Source organism: Clostridium peptidivorans, assembly GCF_900205925.1.
GTDB lineage: Bacteria > Bacillota > Clostridia > Clostridiales > Clostridiaceae > Clostridium_AK > Clostridium_AK peptidivorans.
The window spans coordinates 95,872-122,111 of sequence record NZ_OAOD01000004.1 but is presented as its reverse complement, the minus strand read 5'-3'; the positions used below and the strand labels follow the sequence as shown (position 1 = coordinate 122,111).

The following is a 26,240-nucleotide window of genomic DNA, read 5'->3' as shown; positions in this document are numbered from 1 at the left end:
ATACAAATTTAATTATAGGCAGGAGATAGTGAAGTGTTTCAAGGAATGGACTATGTATACGAGGTTTATAAAGAAGGTAGCTTTTCAAAAGCTGCAAAAAATCTTTATATCAGTCAACCAGCATTAAGTGCTTATATCAAAAAAATAGAAACATCACTAGGTGTTCCTTTGTTTGATAGAAGTACGACACCAATACATTTAACTGAGCCAGGGGAAATGTATGTACAAGCCATCCTTCAGGTCAAGGCCATTCAAAATAATCTTGAAGAGTACTTTCAAGATATAACAACTCTAAGAACAGGTAAAATTTCTATTGGTGGTTCAACTTTCTTTTGCTCCTTTGTACTTCCTGACATAATAGCACAATTCAAAAGTAAGCACCCTGGTATAACTGTGGATTTGCTTGAAGTAAACTCCTTTGCTTTACAGGAAGAATTGATGAAAGAAACAATTGATTTAGGAATAGAGTGTTGTCATCTAGATACAAAACACTTTGAAAATCACGTAATTGGCAAAGAAAATATCATTTTAGCGGTTCCGAAAAATTATAAAATCAACGCTGAACTAAATCACTATCGCTTATCCTTTCAGGATATAGCTGAGAATAGACATCTGTCACCTGATTTTCCATCTGTACAGTTAAACAAATTTGCAAATGAGCCCTTTGTGATACTTAAAAAAGGTAATGATATGTATACACGTAGTATGAAATTGTGTCAACAAGCTGGATTTGTACCAAAAGCAGTAATGTATCTAGATCAATTAATGACATCTTATCATGTTGCTTGCAAAGGTATGGGAATTGCATTCATACGAGATTCTTTAGTACGCTATATGAACTTTAATCAAGATATTTGCTTCTATAAACTAGATGGCGAGCTTTCTAGCAGAGAACTAGTTTTGATACGAAAAAAGAATCGATATTTATCTAAAAGCGTGGACGTATTCATAAACTCAATTACATCTTTTTTTCCAATGTAATAGCTTGTCAAAATTTTATTATTAGAGTGTAAACAAGTTTATGTATTCTCTCTCTTAAGCAAAGTGATTAAATATTATATTTTATAACCTATCATTTAAAAGGGTTGATTCAATCAACCCTTTATTAATTAGTAATGTTAAAATTTTAATATTTTTTGTTTTGGAGTTCATTTAAGAAATTCACAATATCTTATTCTTGTGTCGCAAGATTTTAACATTACGAACCAATATTATTCCACTTGTGATAATTTAACCAACTGATTAAAAAGGCCATTTTCTTTAAAATTAGAGCTAGGTATATTCAGTTCATCTAATAGGCGTAAGATACCAAATGCCCAAAAATCATCTTCTTCCTTCAATGCTTTCTCCATGGCGTATTTTATATGTGGTATTAAAATTTCTATATCTATGCCTTTAAGCAGTTCTATAATTTTGGGAACACCTGGCCAATTAACATCTTGAAACCAACTCATCAAATAAGGTAGCGTTAGTCTATTTCTTGGATAACCTATTTCTTTTAATATTATCGATGCATTATACCAACAACATTTGCTACATGAGTCATTTGATTGATCTGCTAATAATATTGCTTCTTCTTCATTGACTTTAAATAGTTCTTTCATTGCCCTATGTGTTATATCTTCAGGTTTATTCCAGTCTAAATCTTTTATTAATTTTTTAATATCCTCCATAAAATCACCCTTTATAATTTAAGTATCAATTCATTATAACTTCGTAATATATTACTGTTATGACGCTTCATTATATAAGTTCGTATTAATATTATATACCAATTATGATTATAATCCCAATATATTGAATTACTATATTTTTAAATTATTAGTTTATTATTAATAGTGTTGCTTATAGAAAAAATCTCAAAAAAATAGCAGCTCCAACCGCAAATTGATAGCTACTATTTTTAAGTATTAAATTTAGGCTAGTTACCTATAAGGAAATCTAAGACATTCCATCCATCTGAAGACCGTGTTTTATACAATTCTGTATACCCACATCTTTTACAACTAATAGTAGTAAATTTCTTATTCTGTACATCAAATATCTTTGCAAAATTTCCTCCCGTTGCTTGAAATTGATCTGCTTCATATTCATTGTTACCGCACTTTGGACAGATATACTGCTTCTTTTCCATTTTGTGCACCTCCCCTTAACTTATATATATGATTCTAAAGTGATTTATGTATATTTTTATTATAGGCAGACTTCCAACTTAAAGCATATATTTTGCTAATCGTATTTATATCTTTCAAAGTTGCTTTTCTTATTCTGACATCCATTATTTTCACTCTCTTTTAATGTTTATTTAAGCGTTCTCTATTTCACACTTGCATATACAATACTCAAATACCTTAGATCTATAATCAACGAACCTTATAGGCATTATATGGATAATTAGAAGTTGTAATCATAATAAAATAATTAACTTTACTTGTGATAAGGTTCACCTCACTATAAGTATCGGCGGTTTTAAAATAAGTATTTAAGTGCTGTACCTGATATCATATCTAAAGCATCTAATTAAGAAATTTACTCTAGTAACTTGTAAGCACATAGTCCATTCGTTTACAACCGATAGCAGAAGCAACTGAACTGCATTTTGCTCGCAATAGATAAAATATAGTCTTATCTTTAATATCACTCAATGTCTCAAAATTCGCTTGTCCTTTACTTATAATAAGATCTGCTTTACTAAATTCACTCTTAAATGTACTTGAGCAATCTTTTAATATCGTCCCTTGTGCTGAATGCCCATTGTCAATAACTTTTACTAAGTCTACAACACCTGTACTTATTGCGTCGTGCATAGTTGCATCATTAACTATTGGACCTCCCTTTACCACATAAGTAACCTTGTTTACTGGAAGATTCTCTAATAGAAATTTATCAAATATGATTTCACCAGAATTGTCAGCAATATACATAATATACTTGGACTTTTCTACTGCTTCTCGTAGAGCAGTTATTCCAGTACCAAAAATATCATGTTTGATACTTTCCTCAACAGACTTAACAATATCTAACTGCTCTAGCTTTAGTCCAACTGAAAAATCTATAATATTTCCTGCAATAGCCAGCCTACAAGCCATATCGAAGCGATCTTCTGCCTTATCCAACCATTTTTCTTCAGTAATTCTCTCATAAATCTCCTTAGCAATTTCATTGTACTGTTCCTTTAATCTTGAATACGGATCATTAACACCAGTAATATTCTTAGCATGTTGATGCATCCTAAAAGCTATTTCAGGTGCTGTTTCATTGAAGTCCATTTCTCCTAATTCTTTCAAAGACCTTTTTATTATATCTTCTTGCATTGATACATTACTTGTCGCTTCTTCAGCTATTTCTACTGCTTGTCTAGCAAGACAGTGAATGCATTCACGTGAAATTTTCATATAATCTTCTCCTTAAGAATAATATGATCTTATCTTATAAACTAGCATATTCAGAATTCTACCGTTTCAATTTATAACTAAAAAACCGCCGTTACTTGTGGTACGGTTCACCGTATCGGCACTAAGTGAGGTTTTTACGATTAATATTTAGATATCATTTCTTCATGTATAATTTCTTTTTGTATTATAAATATACCTTAATGTTTCTGCATTTTCATTTTATGCATTAACATCATTTCATACATAGTATGTACAACATATCCTTGGATAATTTCATTGTTCTTTCCAAATTTAATATCAATTATAGGTCGTATACCTTTATTTATTAAGTTCATTATTGTTAAACAAAACTCTTTATCATCTCTAATAATAGCAACTTGATATTCCTTAATCTTAATATTAACTTTTTCAAAATTATCTAAATATAAATTAAGCTCAAGCGGATTTGTAAATAAAGGAAATATGTCACTGACTATCAATGGTTTTTCATCAATTACTAAGTATATTAATGGGGTATAGAAATTTTTGCATTTATTATGCAACTTAGCTATAGATTCATTATATTTCACTACCTCTGATTTTTTACATTCAATATATTCTTCTGTGCCACCTAGTTGACTTACAAGTGTAGTGTAACTACCAAAAATAAAACTTTTACTTGAATAGCAAATAGGATTTTTTTCTATTTGCCCAGTTTTTATATTTTCATTTAATTCATTTGCAAAATCCTCTGCATCTTTTTTACTAACTCTATCTATGTTTCCTCTTCTAGTAGCAAATTTATATGTTCCATCTTCTAATAATGTTTTAATACAATAACTACCCAACAATAAATTAGTATCAGTTTCCACTACAAGTGGATTAATTGATTGATTTAATATTCTTGCACCGTTATAACAAAACTGTCCGTCTTTAATTTCCTTTATCCACAAATTTACATCAAAATTTTTCAAAAATTTATAATCTCTAACGGATGGCATTTTTGCTATTCCAAGCACTCTATTTACAGGTATTAAACACTCCTTATGTATCATACCAATATCTGCTTCACAATTATCATTATCAATTTCAATTAACAAAGAGTCTTCTTGAAAAATTGCTTTACCACAATTAGAACATAAACAATTACTTTTTTCATTAAGGTACTTCAAAAGTAAATCATTATGTATTTTTTCAAATTGATTTTCATCATCACTATCATTGCTTCCGATATAAACTACAGCATATTCTTCAAACCTATCTTTATACTCTTTACTTGAAATAAATCTCTCAATTCCTTGTTCTGTGGCACTTCTATAAACCAATTCTAATTTAATTCCATTGGTTAATGTTAAAAAATAAGGTTCTTCATATCTTAATTCTTTTTTACCAGTTTCATTAAATCTGAACAATTCTATAATATATAGTTTATTATTATCTTGAATTTCATTTTTTAAATTAAAAAGTAAATCTATTTGTTGGTTCTGTAGAGCTAAAATATAATCTTTTCTTACTTCCAGTGAATCAAACTGCCCTATCATACTAATTAATTCATTACTACCATTACTTTCTTTATGTTTTTTTAAATAGTCTTCAAATTTTTCATCTAAATACTTCTTATTAAGTGTCTGTCTACCAGATGCTAACTGTAAGGCCATTTTAATCATAAAACTCCAAAACAAATTTACATCTACGTTGATTTTATTATATAAATACAATTTTACAACTTTTTCATAACTCTGCCCATTTTCTATATCAAATATCTCTACATGTGTTTTTTTTAATATCTCTAATAAATTTTTTTCTGTTATTTCTTTACCTGTACTATTTAAATATATTTGCTTTATTACTCTATCAATTTTTCTAAATACATCTTGTTCGTTTTTATTAAACTCCTTAGTAATTAAAAAACTATTTGCTGTCCTAATACCTTCAAGTAATCTTCTTAAAGTTTCAGATATATTATTCGAAGAATTTTTACTCGTAACTAGAATATATGCAAAATCATCAATATCGTTTTGTAAATATTGATTCACAAATTGTTGACATACACTATAGAATTCACTACCTTCATTTTCACTTAAGTTAATGGTACGTTTCATTTGCATATATATTTTTCTATTGTTATTAGATGTTATAACTAAATCATCAATTTTATCATTTGATTCAAATGTAATATCCTTAATTGAACTATTAATATTTAAATTCAGTACATTTTCAATATCTACTTGAAACAACATACAAATTATAAACCATGCAGATACTCTTTGTTGAAAATCTATACCAGCATTTGTTGGTTGTATCCCCATATAAACCCTCCTAGTTTTATTTCATAAAATAATAATTTTATTATACCATTTTCTAAATAATATAACTATTTTATATTTGAGCATTTATTACTTATGATACGGTATTTTTATTAATAAAAATAGCCTTAGCCAAGTAAAATCAATGTCTAATACTAAAAACCTCATTTACTTATGGTACGGTTCACCATTCATTATCCCAAATCTTATTCAATATTCAGGTGTTTTTTGTGACTACATCAGCTTCCTATTATTAGCCTAATGGGGAGAATAACTTAGTTTCCTATTTTCAGCACAACAAGTCAAGTTTTATGGATAATGATAAACTAAAATATATTTATTCATTCATCCCATTATCAATCCAGTCATTAAATCCTATAATAATGATATTTGCATCATAATACGTTCCATATTCTGTAGTTGAATGTTTTGTAAACCAATCCTTTGCTTTTTCGCCGCTTTTGCTAATCAATTCATCTATAAAATTATTATAACTGCAACTTGAAAACACAATTGCACTAAGACCATTTTTGCTACCTAATGCCGAAAAATTAGAAGCTTTCGTGACGGCATCCCCAATCCACACTTTACTATTAATTCCAACATCTTTTCTACCAGCCTTAACCACAAGCTCTTGAGCCGTTGCAATACCTATACCTACTGAAACAGTGGGAAACTTTTTATCTGATAATAATTTATTCAGCATTTTCATATAAGTATTAATATAAAATGACTTGTTTGCCATCTCGTATATATCACTCTTGTATGGTGTAGTATATATTGCATATACGCAATCGCCACGAATACCTATTTCTCTTAAATTATCATCATCTCGTAAAATCTCAATGATTTCTGATGTAAAGCTTCTAATTATTTTTGAAACCTTCTCTTTATCTTCATCTGAAAACAGGGATGAAGAATCTCGAATATCTATAAAAACACCTGTTACCCAACTATAATATCCATTATTAAAAGTGAGCTCTTCGTCTGATGGCACTTTATCTTTTTCAATAACCTCTAATTTATTGTCCAATATTTCTTTAACTCGCTTTTTTCCTGCTTTATAGTCATAATCAACCATATAAAATACCCCCTTTTCTAATATACTATTATTCCAATTCCCCATACTGCTATAAAGCTCAAAAAACCTATAAGAGCTACTACTACTCCAATCTTAAAATTTTTATATTTCCTATCACAGATTACTGAATTTAGATATATTTGTGAGATAATATCATTTAGATACTCATCTTGATTACACTTCATCATTTTATCTTTATATTGCTTGTATGTAGAATTTTTACAAATACCTCCAAAAAATATGTTCGAGTTTAACTCTAAATCTTCTTGTTTAAGTTCATCACAATCTATCTTTGGAAATAACACCTGTAACAGCTTAACTATACCAAAATAAAATACAATTGATGTAAAAACTAAAATTACGCAATATAGAACTCCATACCATGTACCAGCACTTATCGCTATTTTAATTATACTTTTAAGTTCTGTAACTCCATCACTTGAAAAAAGTATTGTCAATAGTACACCAAAAACACCAAGTAAAACTGAAGCCTTACTATCACAGTTAGTAACAAACCCAATTGTTCTATCTAAAATGTTTATGGCATCATCCTTTTCTATTTTTTTTAAATTATTAACCCCATTCATATCAATATCCACTCCTTTTCAAAAAATCTAGACCTTTTAGCAATTCCTCTCCAAGGCCTGGAAATAATGCAGTTTGTAATCTTTTTTCAATTATTTCTTTAATGGTGGTTCCCATTTTAGAATTATTAACAATTTGCTCTATAGTGAAGGCATGTATCCATGAGTAATACTCCGCTTGTATGCATAATGCAAAATATGCCTCATTCCACATTTGTAAATCTTGATAAATGCTAACTAAAGCATAACATACATCTTTTTTAACTTCTGTTTCACTTTTCCCGATTAATTTTCCTGTTATACCCGCATATTCTAATTCAGATTTCCAAAAATCCTTCCCCATTTCAATAGTGAAATCTTTTTTACAATGTGCTTTCTTTATAATATTAATATGTAAAGAATGTTCCTCATTCTTAAGACGACTTTCCCAATCACTCAATGTAGCTTTTCTTGTTTCTAGTTGTGCTTCTACTTGCTTTACTAGCCTTTCCTTTTCTATAAGGGTCTTTTGTTTCTCGCTTAATAATTTTTCTTTTTCAGTTATTTGTTGTAGTTTTTTCCCAAAATCAATAGAGATTTTAGAAATCTCTCCTATTAGTCTTAATGCCTCTTCTTGAGTTTCATCAAAGATTTCCTGTACAAATGTAGTCTCATCTACTCTATCTTCTCCTCTAATAGGCTGGGCTTCAATTTCTTTATCAAGTGACAGATAATAATCTAGCGCAATATATCCATGATAAGCTTTATCCGCTTTGATTCTTGTTGTTTTTTTCCATATTTCATTACTTTTCTCAGTCCTTTCAAATGTAGCTTCATCTATAAAGATTTCTCCAGCTTGTGCAAGGCTACAGAGCCTACTTGAATAGTTTGTAGTGGGACCAACCCATGTAATACCTAATTCATTTTCTGCGGTACTATCGCTCTCTTTCCCTCTCATGCCTACCTTCGTTATCATAACTGTACCAGTACATATACCAACTCCACAAGAAATTGTTAAATCCATATACTGTTTTAGTAGTGGATTTAAGCAAAAGTCTATCAGAGTTATAATATATCTTCCTGCTCTAACTGCTTGTACCTCAGATGAAATCGTGTTTTCACCCTCTGTAATATCTTGAAAAACGCCCATTACACCATCACCTGCAAACTGCCTACAAAATCCACCTGAATAGCGAATGGCTTGAATAACTAATCGAATAAATGAGCGGTATACCTTGACCATCTTTTTAGATTTTATTTCATCTGTCAAATCCGTTGATTTTCTCATATCAACAAATAATACTGACAGTTTTCCTTTAAATACTTTATTAGAATCTGGAATTTCATCTAAAATGGGTAAACTATCACTCAATTCAATACTCTCAACTGCCACTGATAATATTGATTCAATAGCTGAATTGGCATTTTCAAATTCTTTTTTTATTATTTCATTATTCATTATTTATCTCACTATCCTTCTTAAAGGTATTTCATAATTATTAAAGTCTTATGTCTTTCGAATTACGCATTATGGAAATACTGACAATATGTAATTTCTCTTCCTATAATACCATTATTCTACAAATAACCTCAACATCCTTCAAAATATGGAAATTTAAATACTATAAAATTAAACGCTCTAATCTCAGTTTAGAGTTTAGAGCGTTTATAATATTACTTTTTCATTCTTAAAATCATATCTACTTAGTAAAATATACATTAACTAAGCCCGGTGCACACATTTTTTATTTCATTGCTGTTTATATTAAAAGCTTCTCCATTTTTCAAGCCAACTATTTTAGTAGATAAATTTTCTTCCATGATTTTATCAAATTATGTTCTTCAATTTTTAGCTAAATTATGTAAATATAGCTTAACTCTTTGTTACCAGTATGTCTATTATGCATTTACCATAACTAAAATATCAACGATAAAAAAGTGTTGACCCTAACACCGCGTGATAGTGTACTATAAAAATAGAGCTTCACTATATTGACAAAAACTCACAGCCGGCGGAGTGTTGGATAGTATTGACAGCTCTAAAATCAAACTTGGAGGTGCAGCAATGAGAACAGTAAAACAAGTTTCTGATTTAACAGGAATAAGTGTGCGCGCACTACATTACTATGATGAAATTGGATTATTAAAACCAAGCGAAATCACTGACACAGGTTACAGACTTTATGACGATGAGGCTCTTAAAACCTTGCAGCAAATTTTATTTTTTAAAGAACTTGATATACCTTTGAAAGAAGTTAAAGAAATCATGGCTAGTCCCCACTTTGATAAAATGCAATCACTAAAAAGTCATAAAAAGCTGCTTATTTTAAAACGCAACAGATTAAATGGTTTAATAGAGCTTATAAATAAAACATTAAAAGGAGAAAACACAATGAGTTTTAAAGAATTTGATATGAGTGAGTATTTTAATGTATTGGAAGAATTTAAAATAGAACATGAGGATAAGGTAATTAAAAGTTGGGGCAGTATAGATGAATATAATAAATTTATTGAAACATCCAAATCTAAGGAATCAGAGATTGCCAAAATGGCAATAAAGCAATATGGAAGCATTGAAAAATATGCTAAAGCTATAAAGAAAAATTTTAATAGTGATATGTTAACTATAGCAGAACAATATGATAAGTTTAAAAAAGATTGCTTGGAAGATAAGCATCCTAAATTAAAAGAACTATATAAAAAGCTTGTATCTGACTTAAGTAAAGATCCTTTTTCAAAAGAAATTCAACAAATTGCTGAAGAAATAACTAATACAGCTAAAAAAGATTATGAAATTTTCAAAATGGATATGCTTGGAGATGATTATTGGTACCATATGGTACAAATTTATTTAGAATTTCCTAAGTGGATAAAAGAAGTTGATAAGAAGTATGGAAATGGTGCATCTAAATTTATCGGAGAAGCCCTAAAAAATTATTTAGGAGATAAGCAGCCTAAAATAAATACATTATATAAAAATCTTACATCTGATTTAAGCAAAGATCCTTCTTCAAAATATATTCAACAAATTATTGAGGAAATTGCAGATATAACTAAAAAACAACATGAATCTTTAAAAGTGGATGTGGGAGATAACTATTGGGGATTTATGGCTGATTTTTATTTATCAAAGCCTGAGTATATCAAAGTAATCGATAAGAAATATAGCAGTGGTGCATCTAAATTTATCGGAGAAGCCCTAAATTTTTATTCTGAAAATAATAAGTAATGAATCGAAAAACTACAAACTGATACAATAAACCCAATAGGATGCAGAGCACTTTCTACTGGGTTTTATAATTGAATATTATTTTGGCAGTTTTCTACCTATTAGAAAATGCATATTTAGCGATTATAGATTTTTTTCTGCCTTTATGTTAAATTTACCAACTATGAGTTATACTAATATATATAATAAAAGTCGGCCTTCAGCCAACTTTTTTACATTCATTATTAATTATAATTACTGGTAATCGGTCACTGGCTACTGATTACTATTTAAGTTTGGAGGTTTTTAAACATGAAAGATACAACTTACTCTCCTTCTAAGGATTTTATAAACGTTGCGGCTGCATGTCCTGTTACAAATGTGGCTGATGTAAGTTTTAATTTGAAAAATATAAAGAACTGTATAGATAAAGCTTTAAATACAGAAGCAAAACTTATAGTATTTCCTGAACTTTCTATAACTTCTTATACCTGTGGAGATTTATTTTTAAATAGCAAATTATATAGCTCTTCTATGGAGGCTTTAAAGGAGTTATGTGATTTTTCAAAGCTTAAGGATATACTAATTGCAGTAGGTGCTCCTCTTATAATCAAAAACTGCATGTACAACTGTGCTTTTATAATATTTGATGGAAAAGTTTTAGGAGTTATTCCAAAGAGCTTTGTACCAAACTACTCTGAGTTTTATGAAAAGAGATGGTTTACTGAAGGACTTAATATAACAGATGAAATAGTATATCTCCCATTTCAAAAGAATGTACCCTTTGGAACAGATTTATTATTTTATTCAGGAATATTTAAATTTGGATTTGAAATCTGTGAGGATGTTTGGGTGACCATTCCTCCAAGCAGCTACCTTGCATTAAATGGAGCAAATATAATTGGAAACCTTTCTGCTTCAAATGAAATAGTAAGTAAAGCTTCCTACAGAAGAAATCTTGTTAATTCCCAAAGTGCTAGATGCATGGCAGCTTATGTATACTCATCTTCTGGAGTATTTGAATCCTCTACGGATTTATTATTTAGCGGACATCTTTTAATTTCTGAAAATGGAGCTATGCTTAAGGAAAACGATAGATTCCAAAGGGAAAATGAAGTCATAGTATCTACTGTGGATGTAGAAAGACTTATAAATGATAGAATAAGAAATATGAGCTTTAGAGATGGTTCTAAAACTTCCATATCAAAGGTTCGTGAAATAGAATTTGAGTTTTTATCCAATGAGGCTCATAGCTTTGAAAGATACATAGATAAACATCCTTTTGTTCCTTCTAATTTAAGTGAAAGAATGGATAGATGCAGAGAAATATTTAATATTCAATCTTCAGCTTTAGCTAAAAGAATTTGCCATACAGGACTTAAAAAATCTATTGTGGGGATTTCTGGCGGACTAGACTCAACTCTTGCACTTTTAGTTATACTTAAAACCTATGATATGCTAAATATTGATAAGAAAAATATAGTTACAATAACCATGCCTGGCTTTGGAACCACTGATAGAACTTATAATAACGCAGTGGATTTGTGTAAAAAACTAGGCACTGATTTTAGAGAAATAAATATAGTAAAATCCTCTCTTCAACATTTTGAAGATATTGGTCATGATGAAAGTATTCATGATGTTACTTATGAAAATGTTCAAGCAAGAGAAAGAACTCAAATACTTATGGATATAGCAAATAAAGAAGGCGGACTTGTCATAGGCACAGGAGATTTATCGGAGCTTGCACTTGGCTGGGCTACTTATAATGGAGACCATATGTCAATGTACTCTGTAAACTGCTCTATACCAAAGACTTTAGTAAGATATTTAGTTAGATATGTGGCTGAAAATGAGGTTTCTGAAGATATATCAGCTATTCTTTTAGATATCTTAGATACTCCTGTAAGTCCTGAGCTTCTTCCAAAGAATAGCAAGGGTGAAATAGCACAAAAGACAGAGGATATAGTAGGACCTTATGAGCTTCATGATTTCTTCTTATATAATTTTATGAAGGGTGCTTCTCCTGAAAAAATATTATTTTTAGCCGAAAAAGCCTTTGAAAAAGATTATTCTAAGGATGTAATTAAAAAATGGCTTCAAATGTTTATTAAGAGATTTTTCACTCAACAGTTTAAACGTTCAGCACTGCCTGATGGTCCAAAGGTTGGAACTATAAGTCTATCCCCTAGAGGAGATTTGAGAATGCCATCAGATGCAAGCAGCAGCTCATTTTTAATATAAACAACTAGTATGGGATTTGTGTCTAGGAAAGCGTTCGTTTCGCAAAAAAGGTCTAATATTTCTGAACTTAAAATGCCTAAACCTTCTAAACTCGCTGTCGCTCGGACAGTAGAAGGTTCTTAACGGTATTTCAAGTTCAGAAATAAAGACCTTTTAATGCTTACTCAATGCTTTCTGCGATACAAATCCCATACTAACAGTTAAATATTAAAAATATCACTAAAGCAAACTATTAAACAGTCTCTGGTTCACCATATTCTTCACCAAAGGTATCCACTGTTACCTCTTTCATAACCTGTGGTTCTAATGGTTTATCCATATAGTCTGCAGGAACTTTAACTATCATTTTTGCTAAGTCCATTCCTTCTATTAGCTTTCCAAATGCTGCATAATCTCCATCTAGGTGTGGAGCTGCTGCTACCATTAAAAAGAATTGGCTTCCTGCTGAATCAGGGTGTCCTGCTCTTGCCATTGAAAGAACACCTTCTGTATGCTTTAAATCATTTTTAACGCCATTTCTCTTAAATTCTCCCTTTATACCGTATCCTGGGCCACCCATTCCAGTACCCTGTGGACATCCTCCCTGTATCATAAATCCAGGTATGATTCTGTGAAATGTAAGTCCATTATAAAAACCTTTATTTATAAGGCTTATAAAGTTTTTCACTGTATTTGGTGCAACCTCTGGATATAACTCAGCCTTCATCACATCTCCATTTTCCATAGTAAAAGTAACAATTGGATTTTTTTGCATTATGTATTCCTCCTTTATTTTTAAAGCCTTATTTTACATAAAGCTTTCATTAGCCATTTAAGGCGATGTTTAATTAAACATCGCCTATTTTATACACATATGTTTTTAAAAGTCTTAACAAGCCTGTAATAACAAATCATCTACTTTACAGCAAAGTATACTTGCTAAAACCACTATCTTTTGAAGACTGGGGTTTTTCTTATCTCCTCTCTCAAGTTCCTCAAGATAAGATTTAGATATAGATGTTTCAAATCTCGGGTTTTTCGTAAGTATTTCCACGTCTGCTGCGGTATATCCGAGCCTTAGCCTATACTCTCTAACCTTTTTTCCATCTAACATATAAAGCCCCCCTTATATAACTAGTAACTATATAAGATCTTCTAAAGCAATTATATCATTTATTTATAAAAAATCCTATGCTTTATAGTTAATTGTATTTATTACCAAGGGGCTTTATCACTTATTTTCATGCCTTAGCAAGTTTTTCCTCTACCTTATGTCTAAACTCTTCTACATGATTTTTTTCTTTTTCTATCTTTTCTTGTGTCATTTCTCCTCTTCCAAGTCTATCACAAAGAGAAAGAAGAGCTATTTCATCTAAATCAATCTCCTCAGACATCTTATCTATATCTGCAAATGGTAAATTTTTAGCTACAAATAATGGCTGCATATGCCATCTTACAAATGCCACTACTTTTTCTATAAAATCTTCATCATCTGTAAAACATCTTAAAAATTCCTCTGCAAGCTTTTTACCTTCCTTATCATGATCATAAGATGTTAGTCTACCCTTTCTAAGTTTAGTAGTTGGGGGCTTACCTATGTCATGAAGAAGTGCCCCCCACATAAATACTTTAGGGTGTTCACTTAAATTCTTTTCTTTAGCTGCTGAATCCACCACCATCATTGTATGATTCCAAACAGAACCCTCTGGGTGGTGAATTGGACTTTGCTCTGTTTTTATCATAGCTTTAAGCAATTTAAAAGGGTATTCATTAAACACTTCACTTTTTGCAAGTTCATTTAAATATACAGAGGGCTTTTCATCCTCCATAATATGTTTTGTAATTTCTAAAAAAATTTCATGAGTAGTCATATATACACTCGTCCTTCGTTATTTTTTTGTTTCTGGCACAGGTTGCTGATTTTTATTTCTTTTTTTAACTTTAGTACCTGCTGTTTCCTCTGGTGCTGGTCTTGACATACCTTTCTTTGCCATATAAATCACTCCTTTTAAATATAGTTAAGTACCTTATTAATTTGCTTATATTTAAAAGAATTTATACTAGCATCTTCAATTTACTTCCTAACAAAGTTTCCTGATTTTCCACCAGTTTTTTTTAAAAGTTTTACATCTGTTATTGTCATTTCTCTATCTATTGCCTTGCACATATCATATATGGTAAGTGCTGCCACAGATGCCGCTGTAAGTGCTTCCATTTCCACACCAGTTTGTCCCATGGTTTTAGTGGTTACATATATATCAACTTTATTATTTTCCTCATCTAAATTAAAATTTACATCGCAAGAAGATAAATTTATATTATGGCACATGGGTATAATACTCCATGTATTTTTAGATGCCATTATTCCACCTACTTGAGATACAGAAAGTACATCGCCCTTTTTTATACTGCCTTCCTTTATTCTCATTAAAGTTTCACTTTTCATATAAATACATGCATAAGCCACTGCTTCTCTTTCAGTAACATCCTTAGAACTTACATCCACCATTCTTGCTCTTCCCTGCTCATTTATATGTGTAAGTTTATCCTCATGCATAGTTACCCTCCTATTTGAAACATCATTCTATGTGTATTTGTTTTATGTTCTTCTTCAATATGATGCTCCTTTGGTTTTTCCATTATTGAATATCTTATTTTATCTAAAAGCTCTTTTTCATTATCTAAATATGGTATTATATCTATTTCCTCATCTGAATGAAGACAAGGTTTTATTTTACCCTCTGATGTCAATCTTATTTTATTGCAACTATCACAAAATTTACAACTAAGTGGACTTATAAAGCCCACCTTTCCCATTGCATTTTTTAATGTATAAAGCTCTGCGGTAGAAACCTCATTTTCCTTTTCATGTATAAGTTCAGGAAATTTTTCTAAAACTTCCTTTGAAGTCATAGAAAACCTATCATAATATTTAATACCCTCTCCTAATGGCATAAGCTCTATAAACCTTACATCAATTGGATACTTTTTAGTTAAATCTATGAAATCTGCTATTTCATCATCATTGATTCCCTTTAAAAGTACTGTATTTATTTTAACGGATTTAAAGCCAAGGCTTAAGCATTTTTCCAAAGCTTTAAACACCTTATTTAATTCTCCACCACGAGTTATTTTTTTGTATCTATCATTTTTTAATGTATCTAAACTTATATTTACTTTATTTAGTCCCGAAATCTTCAAGTCATATATTACATCTTCTAAAAATATTCCATTTGTAGTAATTGCTATATCTCTTATTTTAGCTTGCTTATGAGTTTCATATATAAGCTTATCTATATTCTTTACAATAAGTGGCTCTCCACCCGTATACCTTATTTTTTCTATTCCAAGCTTTGAAGCAGCATTTACAACCTTAATGACGTCATTAATTTTCAGCTGAGGGGAATTTTCTTCATTTAATTTTGGACATATTTCAGGCATGCAATATATGCATCTCAAATTGCACTTATCCGTTAATGAAACTCTTAAATAATTTATTTTTCTTCCATGCTTGTCTATCATACATATCCCCTACCTTATTTATCACCTAGCACATTCACTTGCTTCACCCTTTAAAACTTCTATCCCATGCTTTAATGCTGGAAGTACTACCTGTAAGTTTTCTGATGCTCCTTTAGGACTTCCCGGTAAGTTTATTATTAGAGTATTTCCCCTTATTCCTGCTACTCCTCTTGTAAGAATTGCCCTTGGAGTTATCTTAAAGCTTTCCATCCTCATAGCTTCTGAAATTCCTGGGACCTGTTTATCTATAACCTTTAACGTAGCTTCTGGAGTTACATCCCTTTTAGCAAAGCCTGTGCCTCCATTTGTAAGAATCAAATCTATATCTAATTCATAACAACAGTGTACTATTTCATTGCTTATTTGATCAATTTCATCTGGAACTATATTGTAATGGCATATTTCATAATCTTCTTTAATAAGCATTTCCTTTAAAACTTTTCCTGTTACATCTTCCCTTTCTCCTCTTGATCCCTTATCGCTTACCGTAATTATTCCAGCCCTCATTATTTGCCCCTCCCATTTCTTACTTTCCAAAGTGACAATTTGGATATGTGCATTCTTTACACATTGGGCAATAACCACCATGCCCTAATTCTACTATTTCTTCTCTCTTTATTCTTTCTCCTGCAAGTACTCTTGGGAGAAGTATATCTAAAGTAGTAGTTTCAAAATACATTGCAGCTCCTGGTATTCCAAATATGGTACAGTCGCCGCTATATGCTATCATAAGCATATTTCCTGGAAGAGCAGGTACTCCATAGGATGTCACCTCTGTTGCTGCATCTTCTATTGCCAGAGGGGTTACATCATCTGCATCTACAGACATTCCTCCTGATACAAGCACTACTTCTGCTCCCTTTTTAATTAACTTTTCTATTTCAGTTTTTATTACTTCCCTATTATCTGGAGCATATATTAAATCAATAAGCGTACTTCCGTAATACTTTATTTTATCTGTTAACACTGGTGCAAATTTATCCTTAATTACTCCTTCAAAGACTTCAGTACCTGTAACCACAATTCCAATTTTTAAATCTTTAAGGGGTTTTATGCTTATTATATTTTGGTTATTTAACTTTCCAATTTCCTCAACCTTTACTATCTTGTCCTCTTTTATTACAAGAGGAATAGTTCTTGTAGCCCCTACAGATTGATCCTTTTCTATCAAAGTATTATCATGAAGGGTAGCAAGTATTATTTGATCTATACTATTTATTTCTTTTAAGGCCTCTATGTTAACCTTTACAATTCCTCTATTCTTAGCCCTTAGCTCAATTTTTCCTTCTCTAGGATCTCCATAATATAAACCTTCTCCTGCTACCGCCTGTACTATTCTTTGAGCTGCTTCATTTTCATGAAGTTCTCCCTCACTTATTTCCAATACATTTATATGATTTTTACCCATGCTTTTTAACATGGGTAAATCTTCTTTTCTAATTACATGTCCCTTTTTAAATGCCGCTCCTTTAAATTCTCCCGGTACAATCTTAGTCAAATCATGCCCAAGTACCATTCCTATAGCATCTTCTACTTTGACTTGTTTCATATTCACACCTCCATATATCTCCCCATTTGTTACTTAATAGTATTATATCCTTTATTAACAAATTTCTCAACTGAATTATCTGACTATTCTTGTGCCACTTGTTTTATTTAATGCTTCTTCTGCTTTACCTAATGATGCTATTATAGCTATCTTATTTTTATCAAATTCCACAAATTTTTTAGCTGCCTCTACCTTAGGTAACATACTTCCTGGTGCAAATTGACCTTCTTCTATATATTCATTTAATTCATCTATATTTATATTGGAGAGTTCTTCTTGATTAGGTTTATTATAATTTACATAAACCCTATCTACTGCAGTTAATATTAAAAGTATATCTGCGTCTATTATTTCAGCTAATTTTTCTGCTGCAAAATCCTTATCTATTACAGCAGCAATTCCTTCTATTTTATCTTCTTCATATACTACAGGAATTCCCCCACCGCCGCAGGATATTGTAATCATTCCAGAAGTTATCATATTGTGTATAATTTCCTTTTCAACTATATCAATTGGTTTTGGAGAGGCCACAACTCTTCTCCATCCTCTTCCTGCATCTTCCTTCATTACATATCCTTTTTCTTTCATAAGTTTTTCTGCTTCCTCTTTACTATAAAAAGAACCTATAGGTTTGGTTGGATTTTTAAAACCAGAATCCTCTTTATCTACTAGCATCTGGGTTATAACCGTTCCTACAGGCTTTTTAATTCCTCTTCTTTTCAATTCTTCTTCTATACTCTTTTGCAAATGATACCCTATATATCCTTGAGAAAAAGCTCCACAAACATCAAAAGGCATAACAGGGATTTGTGAATCTGATGCCTTATTTGCAGTTTCTTGTGTATTTATTATTTGTCCAACTTGTGGTCCATTACCATGTACAATTGCAACTGTGTGTCCATCTTCCATTAAGTCAACCAACGCCTTAGCCGTTTCCCTACTTTTAACAAGCTGTGCCTCAGATGTTAAATCCTTTGGATTTGCTTGAAGTGCATTCCCACCAAGTGCTATAACAATTTTCATAAAAATCCCCCTATTCCTTATTCCTAAACCATACTAATTTCATCTCCGGCTTTTATATAGCCTTCTTCTAATATTTTTGCAAATATGCCTTCCTTTGGCATTATGCACTTTCCTGTAATCTTACTTATTTGACAGCCACTATGACATTCTTTTCCTATTTGAGTGACTTCCATAATTACTTCACCTATTTTAAGTTTTGTGCCTATAGGTAAAGTGTAAAGAATTATTCCTTCTGTGGTTATATTTTCTGCAAATACCCCAGGGGTCAGCTCACTTAGCCCTAGTTCCTTCATTTTATCTATACTTTCCTCAGCTAAAAGGCTTACTTGTCTGTTCCAATTCCCTCCATGAGCATCACCTTCTAGCCCAAAATCTTTTTTGAAAAATCCTTTTTCTATAGGAGTTTTTATAACTCCTTTTTCTTTACTGATGTTAATTGAAATAACTTTAGCCATCGAGCATCCCCCCGTCTTTTTACCTTTTATTTCTTTCCATTTCAACTATATCTTCTGCAATTTTATGTGCTTCTTTTCTTACATTTTTTGTGTTCATAGTTAATAATTCGCCATCTTTTACAACTATCCTTCCATTCACCATAGTCATCTTTACCAAACTTGTATTTCCACAGGTAACTAGCCCTACTAGTGGATTATGACATCCTGCATAGGCTACGTCATCTAAATCATAAAGCACTATATCCGCGGCCTTTCCAACTTCAAGTATGCCGATATCATGTCTTCCAAGCACCTCTGCTCCTCCTCTAGTTGCAAGCCTTAAGATATTATAAGCATTTAACCCTTCAGTACCATATTTTAAGTGATTTAAAAGATATGCACGTCTAACTTCTTCCCACATATTTGAACCATCATTTGAAGCACTTCCATCTACTGCTATGCTAACCTTTACTCCTGCTTTTAGTAAATCTGTAGTAGAACATATTCCACTGTTTAACTTCATATTTGAAGATGGACAGTGAGCTACCCCTGACCCCTTAAGCTTTTTCATTTCCTCTTCATTTACATGAATTACATGAGCAAACCATACATCTTCACCAAGCCACCCTACACTTTCCATAAGCTCCACTGGCTTTCTTCCATACATTTCCAAGCAAAATCTTTCTTCATCCTTTGTCTCTGCCAAATGAGTATGAAGCATAACTCCCTTTTTTCTTGCAAGCTCTTGAGATTTAATCATTAAGCTCTCAGTTACAGAAAATGGTGAGCAAGGAGCAAGTGCTATCCTTGTCATTGCAAAATCTTCTTTATCGTGATATTTGTTTATAAGTCTTTCGCTGTCCTCAAGTATCTTATCTTCATTTTGAACTACACTATCTGGTGGTAGTCCCCCATTACTTTTTCCTAAGGACATAGATCCCCTTGTAGCATGAAATCTTATTCCTATTTCTTTAGCTGCTCTTATCTGTTCATCTATTAATGTAGCTGGTTTATTCTCTGGGAATAAATAATGATGATCCATAGTTGTTGTGCATCCCGTTCTTAGAAGTTCACTAAATCCAACTAGTCCTCCATAATACACAGCTTCTGCCCCTATATGCTTCCAAAATTCATAAAGCCCTACAAGCCATGGAAAAAGAGGCTTTTCTTGAACCTCATCTATACCTCTAAATAAAGTTTGATATAAATGATGATGAGTGTTTACAAATCCAGGCATAGCAAGAAGTCCGCTGCAATCTATAACTTCCATATCCATGTCTTCTTTAATATCTTTATCTATCTTTTCAATTACCCTATCATTAATTAAAATATCATAATTATCAAAAATACTATCCTTGTTATCAAAGGTCACAACTTTGCTCAAGTTTTTTAATAATTTTTTCAACAGCAAATCACCCCCTGTTTTGTGTTTCATTTGAATCATTACTTTGAAAAATGTTATGAGTTTCTTAGAAAGTAATTCTTAAAAGCTTTAGTACTTTTAAACTGTTTGAGCTGTGCCAGTTTTTAAAAGTACTTAGCTTTTAAGAATTATGTGCTGTAGAAGCTCCAATATTTTTCAGGACTGTGAAAAGAAACTTACTAATAAAACTGAGCTACTATTTTCCACCCATTAAGAGTGTCATAACGGCTTTTGCTGTATGAATTCTGTTTTCTGCTTCATCATATATTACAGAGTGTGGTCCATCTATTACTGAATCCACAACTTCATTCTTTCTATCTGCTGGCAATGCGTGCATGTATATGCTAGTTGGTTTTGTAAGTGCCATCATTTCTTCTGTACATTTCCATGCTTTGTTTGCTTCAAGCAAGTCATCTATAACATCTTTACTTTGATTTGTTACCCAGTTTCCCCAGTTCTTTGGTATTACTACATCTGCATCCTTATATGCTTCTTCCATATTATGAGTAAGTGTTACGCTGCCACCATTTTCTGCTGCATAAGCTTTTGCTTTTTCTATTACCCAATCTGGTAATTGGTATCCTTCTGGATAAGCTAAAGTTACATCCATTCCGAATCTTGGGAATAGTAACACTTGACTTACTGGCACGGATATTGGCTTTTTATGTGTTGTTGCATATGCCCAAATTATTGATACTTTAAGTTTTTTAGTATCTTTAAACTTTTCCTGCATAGTCATAAGATCTGCTAATGCCTGCATTGGATGATATAAGTCACATTGTAAATTAAATATTGGAACTGATGAGTGTTTTGCCATTTCCGTTATATATTTGTTACCTTCTTCCCAGAAACAATTTCTACAAGCTATTCCATGTCCAAATCTTGAAAGTATTACTGCTGTATCCTTTGGACTTTCCCCATGGGACACTTGCATTGTACTGGTATCTAAGTAATTTCCGTGTCCTCCTAATTGTGCTATACCTGCTTCCATAGAATTTCTAGTTCTTGTAGACTGTTCGAAAAACATTAAAAATATTGTCTTATGTGGTAAGTATGGAGTATCTATTCCCATTGCAAATTTTCTCTTTAAATCATAGGAAACATCCAGCATTGTTTCTATTTCTTCCTTTGTGTAATCCTGTAATGTTATAAAGTGTCTTCCTCTAAATACTGTTTGCATATTAATATCCCCCTTATTTTACCTTTAATTTTAATTTTCATTTTATTAAAATTCAGTTGCTTATTAAGATCTTTATTTAAGCCAACACTATCTCTAAGTAAGATTACCTAATATTAACTATTAACTATTAGCTTTTATTTCTCTGCCTGTTCTTTAACATATAAAATTGGAACTATTGCATACATAGCTGCGCATTTTACAAGTTCACTTTTCCAGTTCTTTTCATTTGGTGCATGAGCCTCAACTTCATGTCCTGGCCCAAATCCTATGCATGGTATTCCATATCTTCCCATAATTGATACTCCATTAGTTGAAAACGTCCATTTATCTACTAATGGTTCAGACTTAAATAATTTTCTATATCCTTCTACTAATGTTTCGCATACTGGATGTTCTTCTGGAATCACCCAAGTTGGGAAATAACATTCTGTTGGATATACAAGTCCTGTATATGAGGCCCTAGAATAATCATACATTGAAACTTCAGCCTTAGCTGCCTTTACTGCTGGAAGGTTTCTTATTTCTTCTAAAGCCCCCTGCCAAGTTTCCCCATCTGTTAATCTTCTGTCTATTGAAATTGTACATCCATCTGCTACAGCACATCTTGATGGTGATGAGAAGAATACTTCTGATACTGTAAGTGATCCTTTTCCTAAGAACTCATCATAGTGTAAATTTTCTCCTAAAGCCCTTAGTTCAATAAGTATTGGGGCCATCTTAAATATGGCATTATCTCCTCTTTCTGGTGCTGACCCATGACAACTTATCCCTTTAGTTGTAACCTTAATTTCCATTCTTCCTCTTTGCCCTCTATATATGTTGCAAGAAGTTGGCTCAGTTGATACCACAAATTCTGGTTTTATGTTATCTTCATTTATAATATACTGCCAGCATAATCCATCACAGTCTTCTTCTTGAACTGTGCCTGTAACAATCAATGTATAATCATCTTCAAGGCCTAAATCCTTTATTATCTTGCCTGCATAAACCATAGACGCCATACCGCCTTCTTGGTCTGTTGCACCTCTTCCAACTATAACTTCTTCATCTTCATATCCTTCATAAGGATTATAGTGCCAAAGATTTGGGTCACCAATTCCTACTGTGTCTATATGTGCATCCATAGCTATTATGTGTTTTCCATGTCCAATATAGCCAAGCACATTTCCCATAGGATCTATCTCTACTTTATCAAAGCCTACCTTTTCCATTTCCTCTTTAATACGTAAAACTACTTCTTTTTCCTGTGTACTTTCACTTGGAATTGAAATCATATCTCTTAAAAACCTGCTCATATCCTGCTTGTATTCCTCAGCAAGTTTTAATATTTCTTCTGCTTTATAATCCCTTGACATCTTTCCATACCCCCTAATGTTTTTGCATGATTTACAGCGATTTATAATTTCATCACAAATCAGCACATCTCATTTTTTTGAGATGTTTCATTAATAGTAATTTTTAGTTCTTTTTATAAACTTCCCATACCCCTTTTTGCCTATAAATTTATTATCCTTTACTATTATTTCTCCTCGAGCTATGGTGTATATAGGATACCCCTTAAGTTTAAATCCTTCATAAGCAGTATAATCTACATTTTCATGCAGCATATCCTTACTTAATTCCACTTCCTTATCAGGGTCTATAATTACTATGTCAGCATCTGAACCAACTTGTATAACTCCCTTTTTAGGATAAAGCCCAAATATCTTTGCAGGATTTGTTGAACATACTTCCACAAATTTATTTATGCTTATCCTTCCCTTTACAACTCCCTCTGAAAACATAAGTGGAATTCTCTCTTCAATTCCTGGAGCTCCATTAGGACATTTTGTGAAATCATTCTTTCCCATTTGCTTATCCTTATTAAAATTAAATGGACAATGATCCGTAGCTACTACTTGTATACTTCCATCCCTTATGCCCTGCCATAATGCTCCTTGATTTCTTTTATGTCTAAGTGGAGGACTCATTATATATTTAAGCCCTTGATTATTTGGCTCATTATACCTATCTATATCTAACAAAAGATACTTTATACAAGTTTCTGCAAATACCTTTTGTCCTAGCCTTTGTGCTCTTTTTATATGCTTTAACCCGTCTTTATTGGTTAAGTGTACTATATAAAGTGGCGCATCACCTGCCATATAAGCTAAATCTATCATTCTATTTATGGCCTCAGATTCACACCTTTCAGGCCTACTTAACGCATGATATATAGGAGCAAACTTTCCTTCCTTTACGAACTTTTCTCTAAAATAATTTACTATTTCATGATTCTCAGGATGAACAGTAGTTATTGCTCCAAGCTCTTTAAGTCTTTCTAATACCTTAAAAGCTTCCACATCATTTATTCTATAATCATAGGTCATGTAAATTTTGAAGCTTGGTATTCCTTCTTCTTCAACTATAGCTTTCATTTCCTGTAAAATATCTTCATTTACATGTTGAATAACTCCATGAAAGCTATAATCAATTACTGCGTTCTCACCTGTATATTCATGGTATACATCCACTTGATGCTTTAAATTACATCCCTTGGGGCCAAAACCCATGTGATCTACAATTGAAGTAGTTCCTCCACAAGCTGCAGCAACTGTGCCTGTGTAAAAATCATCATTTGCCCTTGCAAATCCTACATCTATATTTAAGTGAGTATGAACATCTACTCCACCTGGAATTACGTACTTACCTTCCGCATCAATAATTTCATCTGTTTTACGTTGTATATCTGATGCTATTTCTTTAATAATCCCATCCTCAGCATAGATGTCACCCTTATATATGTCACTAGCAGTTACTATAGTGCCGTTTTTTATTAATAGCTTCATAAAATCACCTTATTCTTCAGGATAAGGATATGCTCCATCCCATACTATTTTTCTATAGTTGTCTGGATCTGTGTCTCCTTCTGTACTTATTACAAGTATTGAAGAATTTTCATCTATATTAAGAGCTTCTCTTATTTCTTTATATTTCTTATCTTTAAGTATGCAGTACATAAATCCTGCAGGTGCTGCTCCAGATTCCCCAGATATTACTTTTCTATCCTCTCCTAATGGATTCCCAAGAACTCTCATTCCTTCTGCTGCCACATAATCTTCACAGGATACAAACATATCAGTATATCTATCAAGTATGTTCCATCCAATTGGATTTGGTTCTCCACAAGCAAGTCCTGCCATTATAGTTGGCATGTCTCCTGTTACATTTGTTATCTTTCCATTTACAGCTGATTTATATATACAATCTGCTAGACTAGGCTCAACTATTGCAGTTATTGGTCTATCTTCACCATAGTATGCAGTTAAAAATCCTTGAACTGCTCCAGCAAGTGCCCCAACCCCTGCCTGTATAAATACATGAGTTGGCTTTTCAGTTCCTGCTTCTTTCATCTGTTCCACTGCTTCTACCATCATAGTTGCATAACCCTGCATAATCCAAAGTGGAATTTCTTCATATCCTTCCCAAGCAGTGTCTTGAACTATTTCCCATCCATACTTTTTAGCATTTTCAAGTGAAAGCCTTACTGCATCATCATAGTTCAAATCGGTTATATAAGCTTCTGCTCCAGTTGCCTTTATATTATTTAGTCTAGTGAGTGATGATCCCTTTGGCATATAAATAACAGCTTTTTGTCCAAGCTGCTCAGCTGCCCAAGCAACTCCTCTTCCATGATTTCCATCCGTTGCAGTTGTTAAGGTAATTTGTCCTATCTTCTCTTTAACTTCTTTACTTCTTAAATACTCAAAGCTCACCTCTGAAATATCCATATTAAGCTTTTTTGCGAGAAGCTTTCCTATAGCATAGGATCCACCTAATACCTTAAAGGCATTTAATCCAAATCTATAGGACTCATCTTTTACAAATATGTTTTTAGCTCCCAAGCTTTTAGCTAAGTTATCAAGTTTTGCCAGTGGAGTTTTTTTATAAACTTTAAAGCTTTCATGAAACTTATTCACCTTTTTTATTTCATCCATTTCAAAATCTTTTACCAGTGTCTTCTCAAAATCTCCACTTCTACATTTATCATTGCTTTTATACTTTATATCCATATGACCTTCCCCCCTATTTTTTAGTAACAAGTAGTCAGTAATCAGTTTGTGATTTCTAATTGCCAATCTTTAAGTTATAGCCATTGATTTCTACTTCTTTATTTTAAAAATTAAATTTAAGCTTTAAAAATTATTAGAATTTCTTATTGATCCTTACTCTTTATTTATTAGCATTAACCATGCCAATGATTTTATTTTTTGCCTTATATCTAACTCAAATCTTGATTTAGTGTGAGTCTCTTTCACAGAGTGCAATGGGAGTATTAGCAATTAGATAAAAAAGCTCCTACGCCGCTTTCGCT

Annotated in this window: 24 protein-coding genes; 3 read left to right on the top strand and 21 right to left on the bottom strand. The window is 31.9% G+C overall.

All coding sequences use genetic code 11. The features are described from left to right. The first annotated feature begins 33 nt into the window (after positions 1-33). Positions 34-981 (top strand): LysR family transcriptional regulator, encoded by a 948-nt coding sequence (locus CRN98_RS05215; RefSeq protein ID WP_097026362.1) that lies wholly within the window; start codon positions 34-36, stop codon positions 979-981. A 230-nt stretch (positions 982-1,211) separates the two neighbouring features. Here the strand turns inward: CRN98_RS05215 and CRN98_RS05210 are convergent, their stop codons facing one another. The 7 genes from CRN98_RS05210 to CRN98_RS05180 form a co-directional block, all read right to left on the bottom strand. Next, complete coding sequence (locus CRN98_RS05210) at positions 1,212-1,673, bottom strand: DUF5071 domain-containing protein (protein WP_097026361.1); 462 nt, start codon at positions 1,671-1,673, stop codon at positions 1,212-1,214. Between the two features lie 248 nt (positions 1,674-1,921). Then, a complete protein-coding gene (locus CRN98_RS05205; protein WP_097026360.1) occupies positions 1,922-2,134 on the bottom strand; it encodes a zinc ribbon domain-containing protein in 213 nt (70 codons plus the stop codon). 400 nt (positions 2,135-2,534) lie between these two features. Next, positions 2,535-3,395 carry a damage-control phosphatase ARMT1 family protein gene (locus CRN98_RS05200; RefSeq protein ID WP_097026359.1) on the bottom strand — a complete coding sequence of 287 codons (861 nt, stop codon included), beginning with the start codon at positions 3,393-3,395 and terminating at the stop codon, positions 2,535-2,537. 197 nt (positions 3,396-3,592) lie between these two features. After that, entirely contained in the window at positions 3,593-5,683 is a 2,091-nt protein-coding gene (locus CRN98_RS05195; protein ID WP_097026358.1) for a hypothetical protein, read from the bottom strand. Positions 5,684-6,017: 334 nt separating this feature from the next. Continuing rightward, complete coding sequence (locus tag CRN98_RS05190; protein WP_097026357.1) at positions 6,018-6,761, bottom strand: adenylate/guanylate cyclase domain-containing protein; 744 nt, start codon at positions 6,759-6,761, stop codon at positions 6,018-6,020. Positions 6,762-6,778: 17 nt separating this feature from the next. Beyond that, positions 6,779-7,348 carry a Pycsar system effector family protein gene (locus tag CRN98_RS05185; protein ID WP_097026356.1) on the bottom strand — a complete coding sequence of 190 codons (570 nt, stop codon included), beginning with the start codon at positions 7,346-7,348 and terminating at the stop codon, positions 6,779-6,781. Position 7,349: 1 nt separating this feature from the next. Continuing rightward, entirely contained in the window at positions 7,350-8,783 is a 1,434-nt protein-coding gene (locus CRN98_RS05180; protein WP_097026355.1) for an adenylate/guanylate cyclase domain-containing protein, read from the bottom strand. 606 nt (positions 8,784-9,389) lie between these two features. On the opposite strand from CRN98_RS05180, the gene CRN98_RS05175 reads away from it, so the two are divergent. Then, a complete protein-coding gene (locus CRN98_RS05175; RefSeq protein WP_097026354.1) occupies positions 9,390-10,553 on the top strand; it encodes a MerR family transcriptional regulator in 1,164 nt (387 codons plus the stop codon). A gap of 291 nt (positions 10,554-10,844) precedes the next feature. Continuing rightward, positions 10,845-12,776 (top strand): NAD(+) synthase, encoded by a 1,932-nt coding sequence (locus CRN98_RS05170; RefSeq protein WP_097026353.1) that lies wholly within the window; start codon positions 10,845-10,847, stop codon positions 12,774-12,776. 232 nt (positions 12,777-13,008) lie between these two features. On the opposite strand, the gene CRN98_RS05165 is transcribed toward CRN98_RS05170, so the two are convergent. The 14 genes from CRN98_RS05165 to dpaL form a co-directional block, all read right to left on the bottom strand. Further along, the gene (locus CRN98_RS05165) at positions 13,009-13,530 is read right to left on the bottom strand and encodes a peptidylprolyl isomerase (protein WP_097026352.1); all 522 of its coding nucleotides are present in this window, start codon (positions 13,528-13,530) and stop codon (positions 13,009-13,011) included. A gap of 114 nt (positions 13,531-13,644) precedes the next feature. Next, a complete protein-coding gene (locus CRN98_RS05160; protein WP_097026351.1) occupies positions 13,645-13,869 on the bottom strand; it encodes a helix-turn-helix domain-containing protein in 225 nt (74 codons plus the stop codon). A 127-nt stretch (positions 13,870-13,996) separates the two neighbouring features. Further along, positions 13,997-14,626, bottom strand: a complete 630-nt coding sequence (locus CRN98_RS05155; protein ID WP_097026350.1) for an HDIG domain-containing metalloprotein — start codon at positions 14,624-14,626, stop codon at positions 13,997-13,999. A gap of 203 nt (positions 14,627-14,829) precedes the next feature. Continuing rightward, the gene (gene moaC / locus CRN98_RS05150; protein WP_097026349.1) at positions 14,830-15,312 is read right to left on the bottom strand and encodes a cyclic pyranopterin monophosphate synthase MoaC; all 483 of its coding nucleotides are present in this window, start codon (positions 15,310-15,312) and stop codon (positions 14,830-14,832) included. Positions 15,313-15,314: 2 nt separating this feature from the next. Continuing rightward, positions 15,315-16,277 carry a GTP 3',8-cyclase MoaA gene (gene moaA, locus CRN98_RS05145; protein WP_097026348.1) on the bottom strand — a complete coding sequence of 321 codons (963 nt, stop codon included), beginning with the start codon at positions 16,275-16,277 and terminating at the stop codon, positions 15,315-15,317. Positions 16,278-16,298: 21 nt separating this feature from the next. Next, a complete protein-coding gene (locus CRN98_RS05140) occupies positions 16,299-16,784 on the bottom strand; it encodes a MogA/MoaB family molybdenum cofactor biosynthesis protein (RefSeq protein ID WP_423237086.1) in 486 nt (161 codons plus the stop codon). A gap of 19 nt (positions 16,785-16,803) precedes the next feature. Continuing rightward, the gene (locus CRN98_RS05135) at positions 16,804-17,826 is read right to left on the bottom strand and encodes a molybdopterin-binding protein (protein WP_097026347.1); all 1,023 of its coding nucleotides are present in this window, start codon (positions 17,824-17,826) and stop codon (positions 16,804-16,806) included. 75 nt (positions 17,827-17,901) lie between these two features. After that, positions 17,902-18,849: a carbamate kinase gene (gene arcC / locus CRN98_RS05130; RefSeq protein ID WP_097026346.1), complete on the bottom strand. Its 948-nt coding sequence runs from the start codon at positions 18,847-18,849 to the stop codon at positions 17,902-17,904. Between the two features lie 23 nt (positions 18,850-18,872). Beyond that, positions 18,873-19,304, bottom strand: coding sequence for an MOSC domain-containing protein (locus CRN98_RS05125; protein ID WP_097026345.1), 432 nt, complete (start codon positions 19,302-19,304; stop codon positions 18,873-18,875). Between the two features lie 19 nt (positions 19,305-19,323). Then, the gene (locus CRN98_RS05120; RefSeq protein WP_423237085.1) at positions 19,324-20,718 is read right to left on the bottom strand and encodes an 8-oxoguanine deaminase; all 1,395 of its coding nucleotides are present in this window, start codon (positions 20,716-20,718) and stop codon (positions 19,324-19,326) included. Between the two features lie 184 nt (positions 20,719-20,902). Next, positions 20,903-21,886, bottom strand: coding sequence for an ornithine carbamoyltransferase (locus CRN98_RS05115; protein WP_097026344.1), 984 nt, complete (start codon positions 21,884-21,886; stop codon positions 20,903-20,905). A gap of 134 nt (positions 21,887-22,020) precedes the next feature. Further along, positions 22,021-23,241 (bottom strand): YgeY family selenium metabolism-linked hydrolase, encoded by a 1,221-nt coding sequence (locus tag CRN98_RS05110; RefSeq protein ID WP_097026343.1) that lies wholly within the window; start codon positions 23,239-23,241, stop codon positions 22,021-22,023. A gap of 90 nt (positions 23,242-23,331) precedes the next feature. Further along, the gene (hydA, locus tag CRN98_RS05105) at positions 23,332-24,714 is read right to left on the bottom strand and encodes a dihydropyrimidinase (protein ID WP_097026342.1); all 1,383 of its coding nucleotides are present in this window, start codon (positions 24,712-24,714) and stop codon (positions 23,332-23,334) included. A gap of 9 nt (positions 24,715-24,723) precedes the next feature. Then, on the bottom strand, positions 24,724-25,938 hold the full coding sequence (gene dpaL, locus CRN98_RS05100; protein ID WP_097026341.1) for a diaminopropionate ammonia-lyase: 1,215 nt from the start codon (positions 25,936-25,938) through the stop codon (positions 24,724-24,726). Positions 25,939-26,240 lie beyond the last annotated feature (302 nt).

What these genes read in the sequence shown, in the direction of transcription:
- CRN98_RS05205 (WP_097026360.1), bottom strand. Translation starts at nt 2,134, where the DNA reads ATGGAAAAGAAGCAGTATATCTGTCCAAAGTGCGGTAACAATGAATAT.
- CRN98_RS05120 (WP_423237085.1), bottom strand. Translation starts at nt 20,718, where the DNA reads ATGAAACACAAAACAGGGGGTGATTTGCTGTTGAAAAAATTATTAAAA.
- CRN98_RS05115 (WP_097026344.1), bottom strand. Translation starts at nt 21,886, where the DNA reads ATGCAAACAGTATTTAGAGGAAGACACTTTATAACATTACAGGATTAC.
- CRN98_RS05180 (WP_097026355.1), bottom strand. Translation starts at nt 8,783, where the DNA reads ATGAATAATGAAATAATAAAAAAAGAATTTGAAAATGCCAATTCAGCT.
- CRN98_RS05125 (WP_097026345.1), bottom strand. Translation starts at nt 19,304, where the DNA reads ATGGCTAAAGTTATTTCAATTAACATCAGTAAAGAAAAAGGAGTTATA.
- CRN98_RS05155 (WP_097026350.1), bottom strand. Translation starts at nt 14,626, where the DNA reads ATGACTACTCATGAAATTTTTTTAGAAATTACAAAACATATTATGGAG.
- CRN98_RS05175 (WP_097026354.1), top strand. Translation starts at nt 9,390, where the DNA reads ATGAGAACAGTAAAACAAGTTTCTGATTTAACAGGAATAAGTGTGCGC.
- CRN98_RS05165 (WP_097026352.1), bottom strand. Translation starts at nt 13,530, where the DNA reads ATGCAAAAAAATCCAATTGTTACTTTTACTATGGAAAATGGAGATGTG.
- CRN98_RS05190 (WP_097026357.1), bottom strand. Translation starts at nt 6,761, where the DNA reads ATGGTTGATTATGACTATAAAGCAGGAAAAAAGCGAGTTAAAGAAATA.
- CRN98_RS05210 (WP_097026361.1), bottom strand. Translation starts at nt 1,673, where the DNA reads ATGGAGGATATTAAAAAATTAATAAAAGATTTAGACTGGAATAAACCT.
- CRN98_RS05110 (WP_097026343.1), bottom strand. Translation starts at nt 23,241, where the DNA reads ATGTCAAGGGATTATAAAGCAGAAGAAATATTAAAACTTGCTGAGGAA.
- moaC (WP_097026349.1), bottom strand. Translation starts at nt 15,312, where the DNA reads ATGCATGAGGATAAACTTACACATATAAATGAGCAGGGAAGAGCAAGA.
- arcC (WP_097026346.1), bottom strand. Translation starts at nt 18,849, where the DNA reads ATGAAAATTGTTATAGCACTTGGTGGGAATGCACTTCAAGCAAATCCA.
- CRN98_RS05140 (WP_423237086.1), bottom strand. Translation starts at nt 16,784, where the DNA reads ATGAGGGCTGGAATAATTACGGTAAGCGATAAGGGATCAAGAGGAGAA.
- CRN98_RS05200 (WP_097026359.1), bottom strand. Translation starts at nt 3,395, where the DNA reads ATGAAAATTTCACGTGAATGCATTCACTGTCTTGCTAGACAAGCAGTA.
- moaA (WP_097026348.1), bottom strand. Translation starts at nt 16,277, where the DNA reads ATGATAGACAAGCATGGAAGAAAAATAAATTATTTAAGAGTTTCATTA.
- CRN98_RS05185 (WP_097026356.1), bottom strand. Translation starts at nt 7,348, where the DNA reads ATGAATGGGGTTAATAATTTAAAAAAAATAGAAAAGGATGATGCCATA.
- hydA (WP_097026342.1), bottom strand. Translation starts at nt 24,714, where the DNA reads ATGAAGCTATTAATAAAAAACGGCACTATAGTAACTGCTAGTGACATA.
- CRN98_RS05195 (WP_097026358.1), bottom strand. Translation starts at nt 5,683, where the DNA reads ATGGGGATACAACCAACAAATGCTGGTATAGATTTTCAACAAAGAGTA.
- CRN98_RS05160 (WP_097026351.1), bottom strand. Translation starts at nt 13,869, where the DNA reads ATGTTAGATGGAAAAAAGGTTAGAGAGTATAGGCTAAGGCTCGGATAT.
- CRN98_RS05170 (WP_097026353.1), top strand. Translation starts at nt 10,845, where the DNA reads ATGAAAGATACAACTTACTCTCCTTCTAAGGATTTTATAAACGTTGCG.
- dpaL (WP_097026341.1), bottom strand. Translation starts at nt 25,938, where the DNA reads ATGGATATAAAGTATAAAAGCAATGATAAATGTAGAAGTGGAGATTTT.
- CRN98_RS05135 (WP_097026347.1), bottom strand. Translation starts at nt 17,826, where the DNA reads ATGAAACAAGTCAAAGTAGAAGATGCTATAGGAATGGTACTTGGGCAT.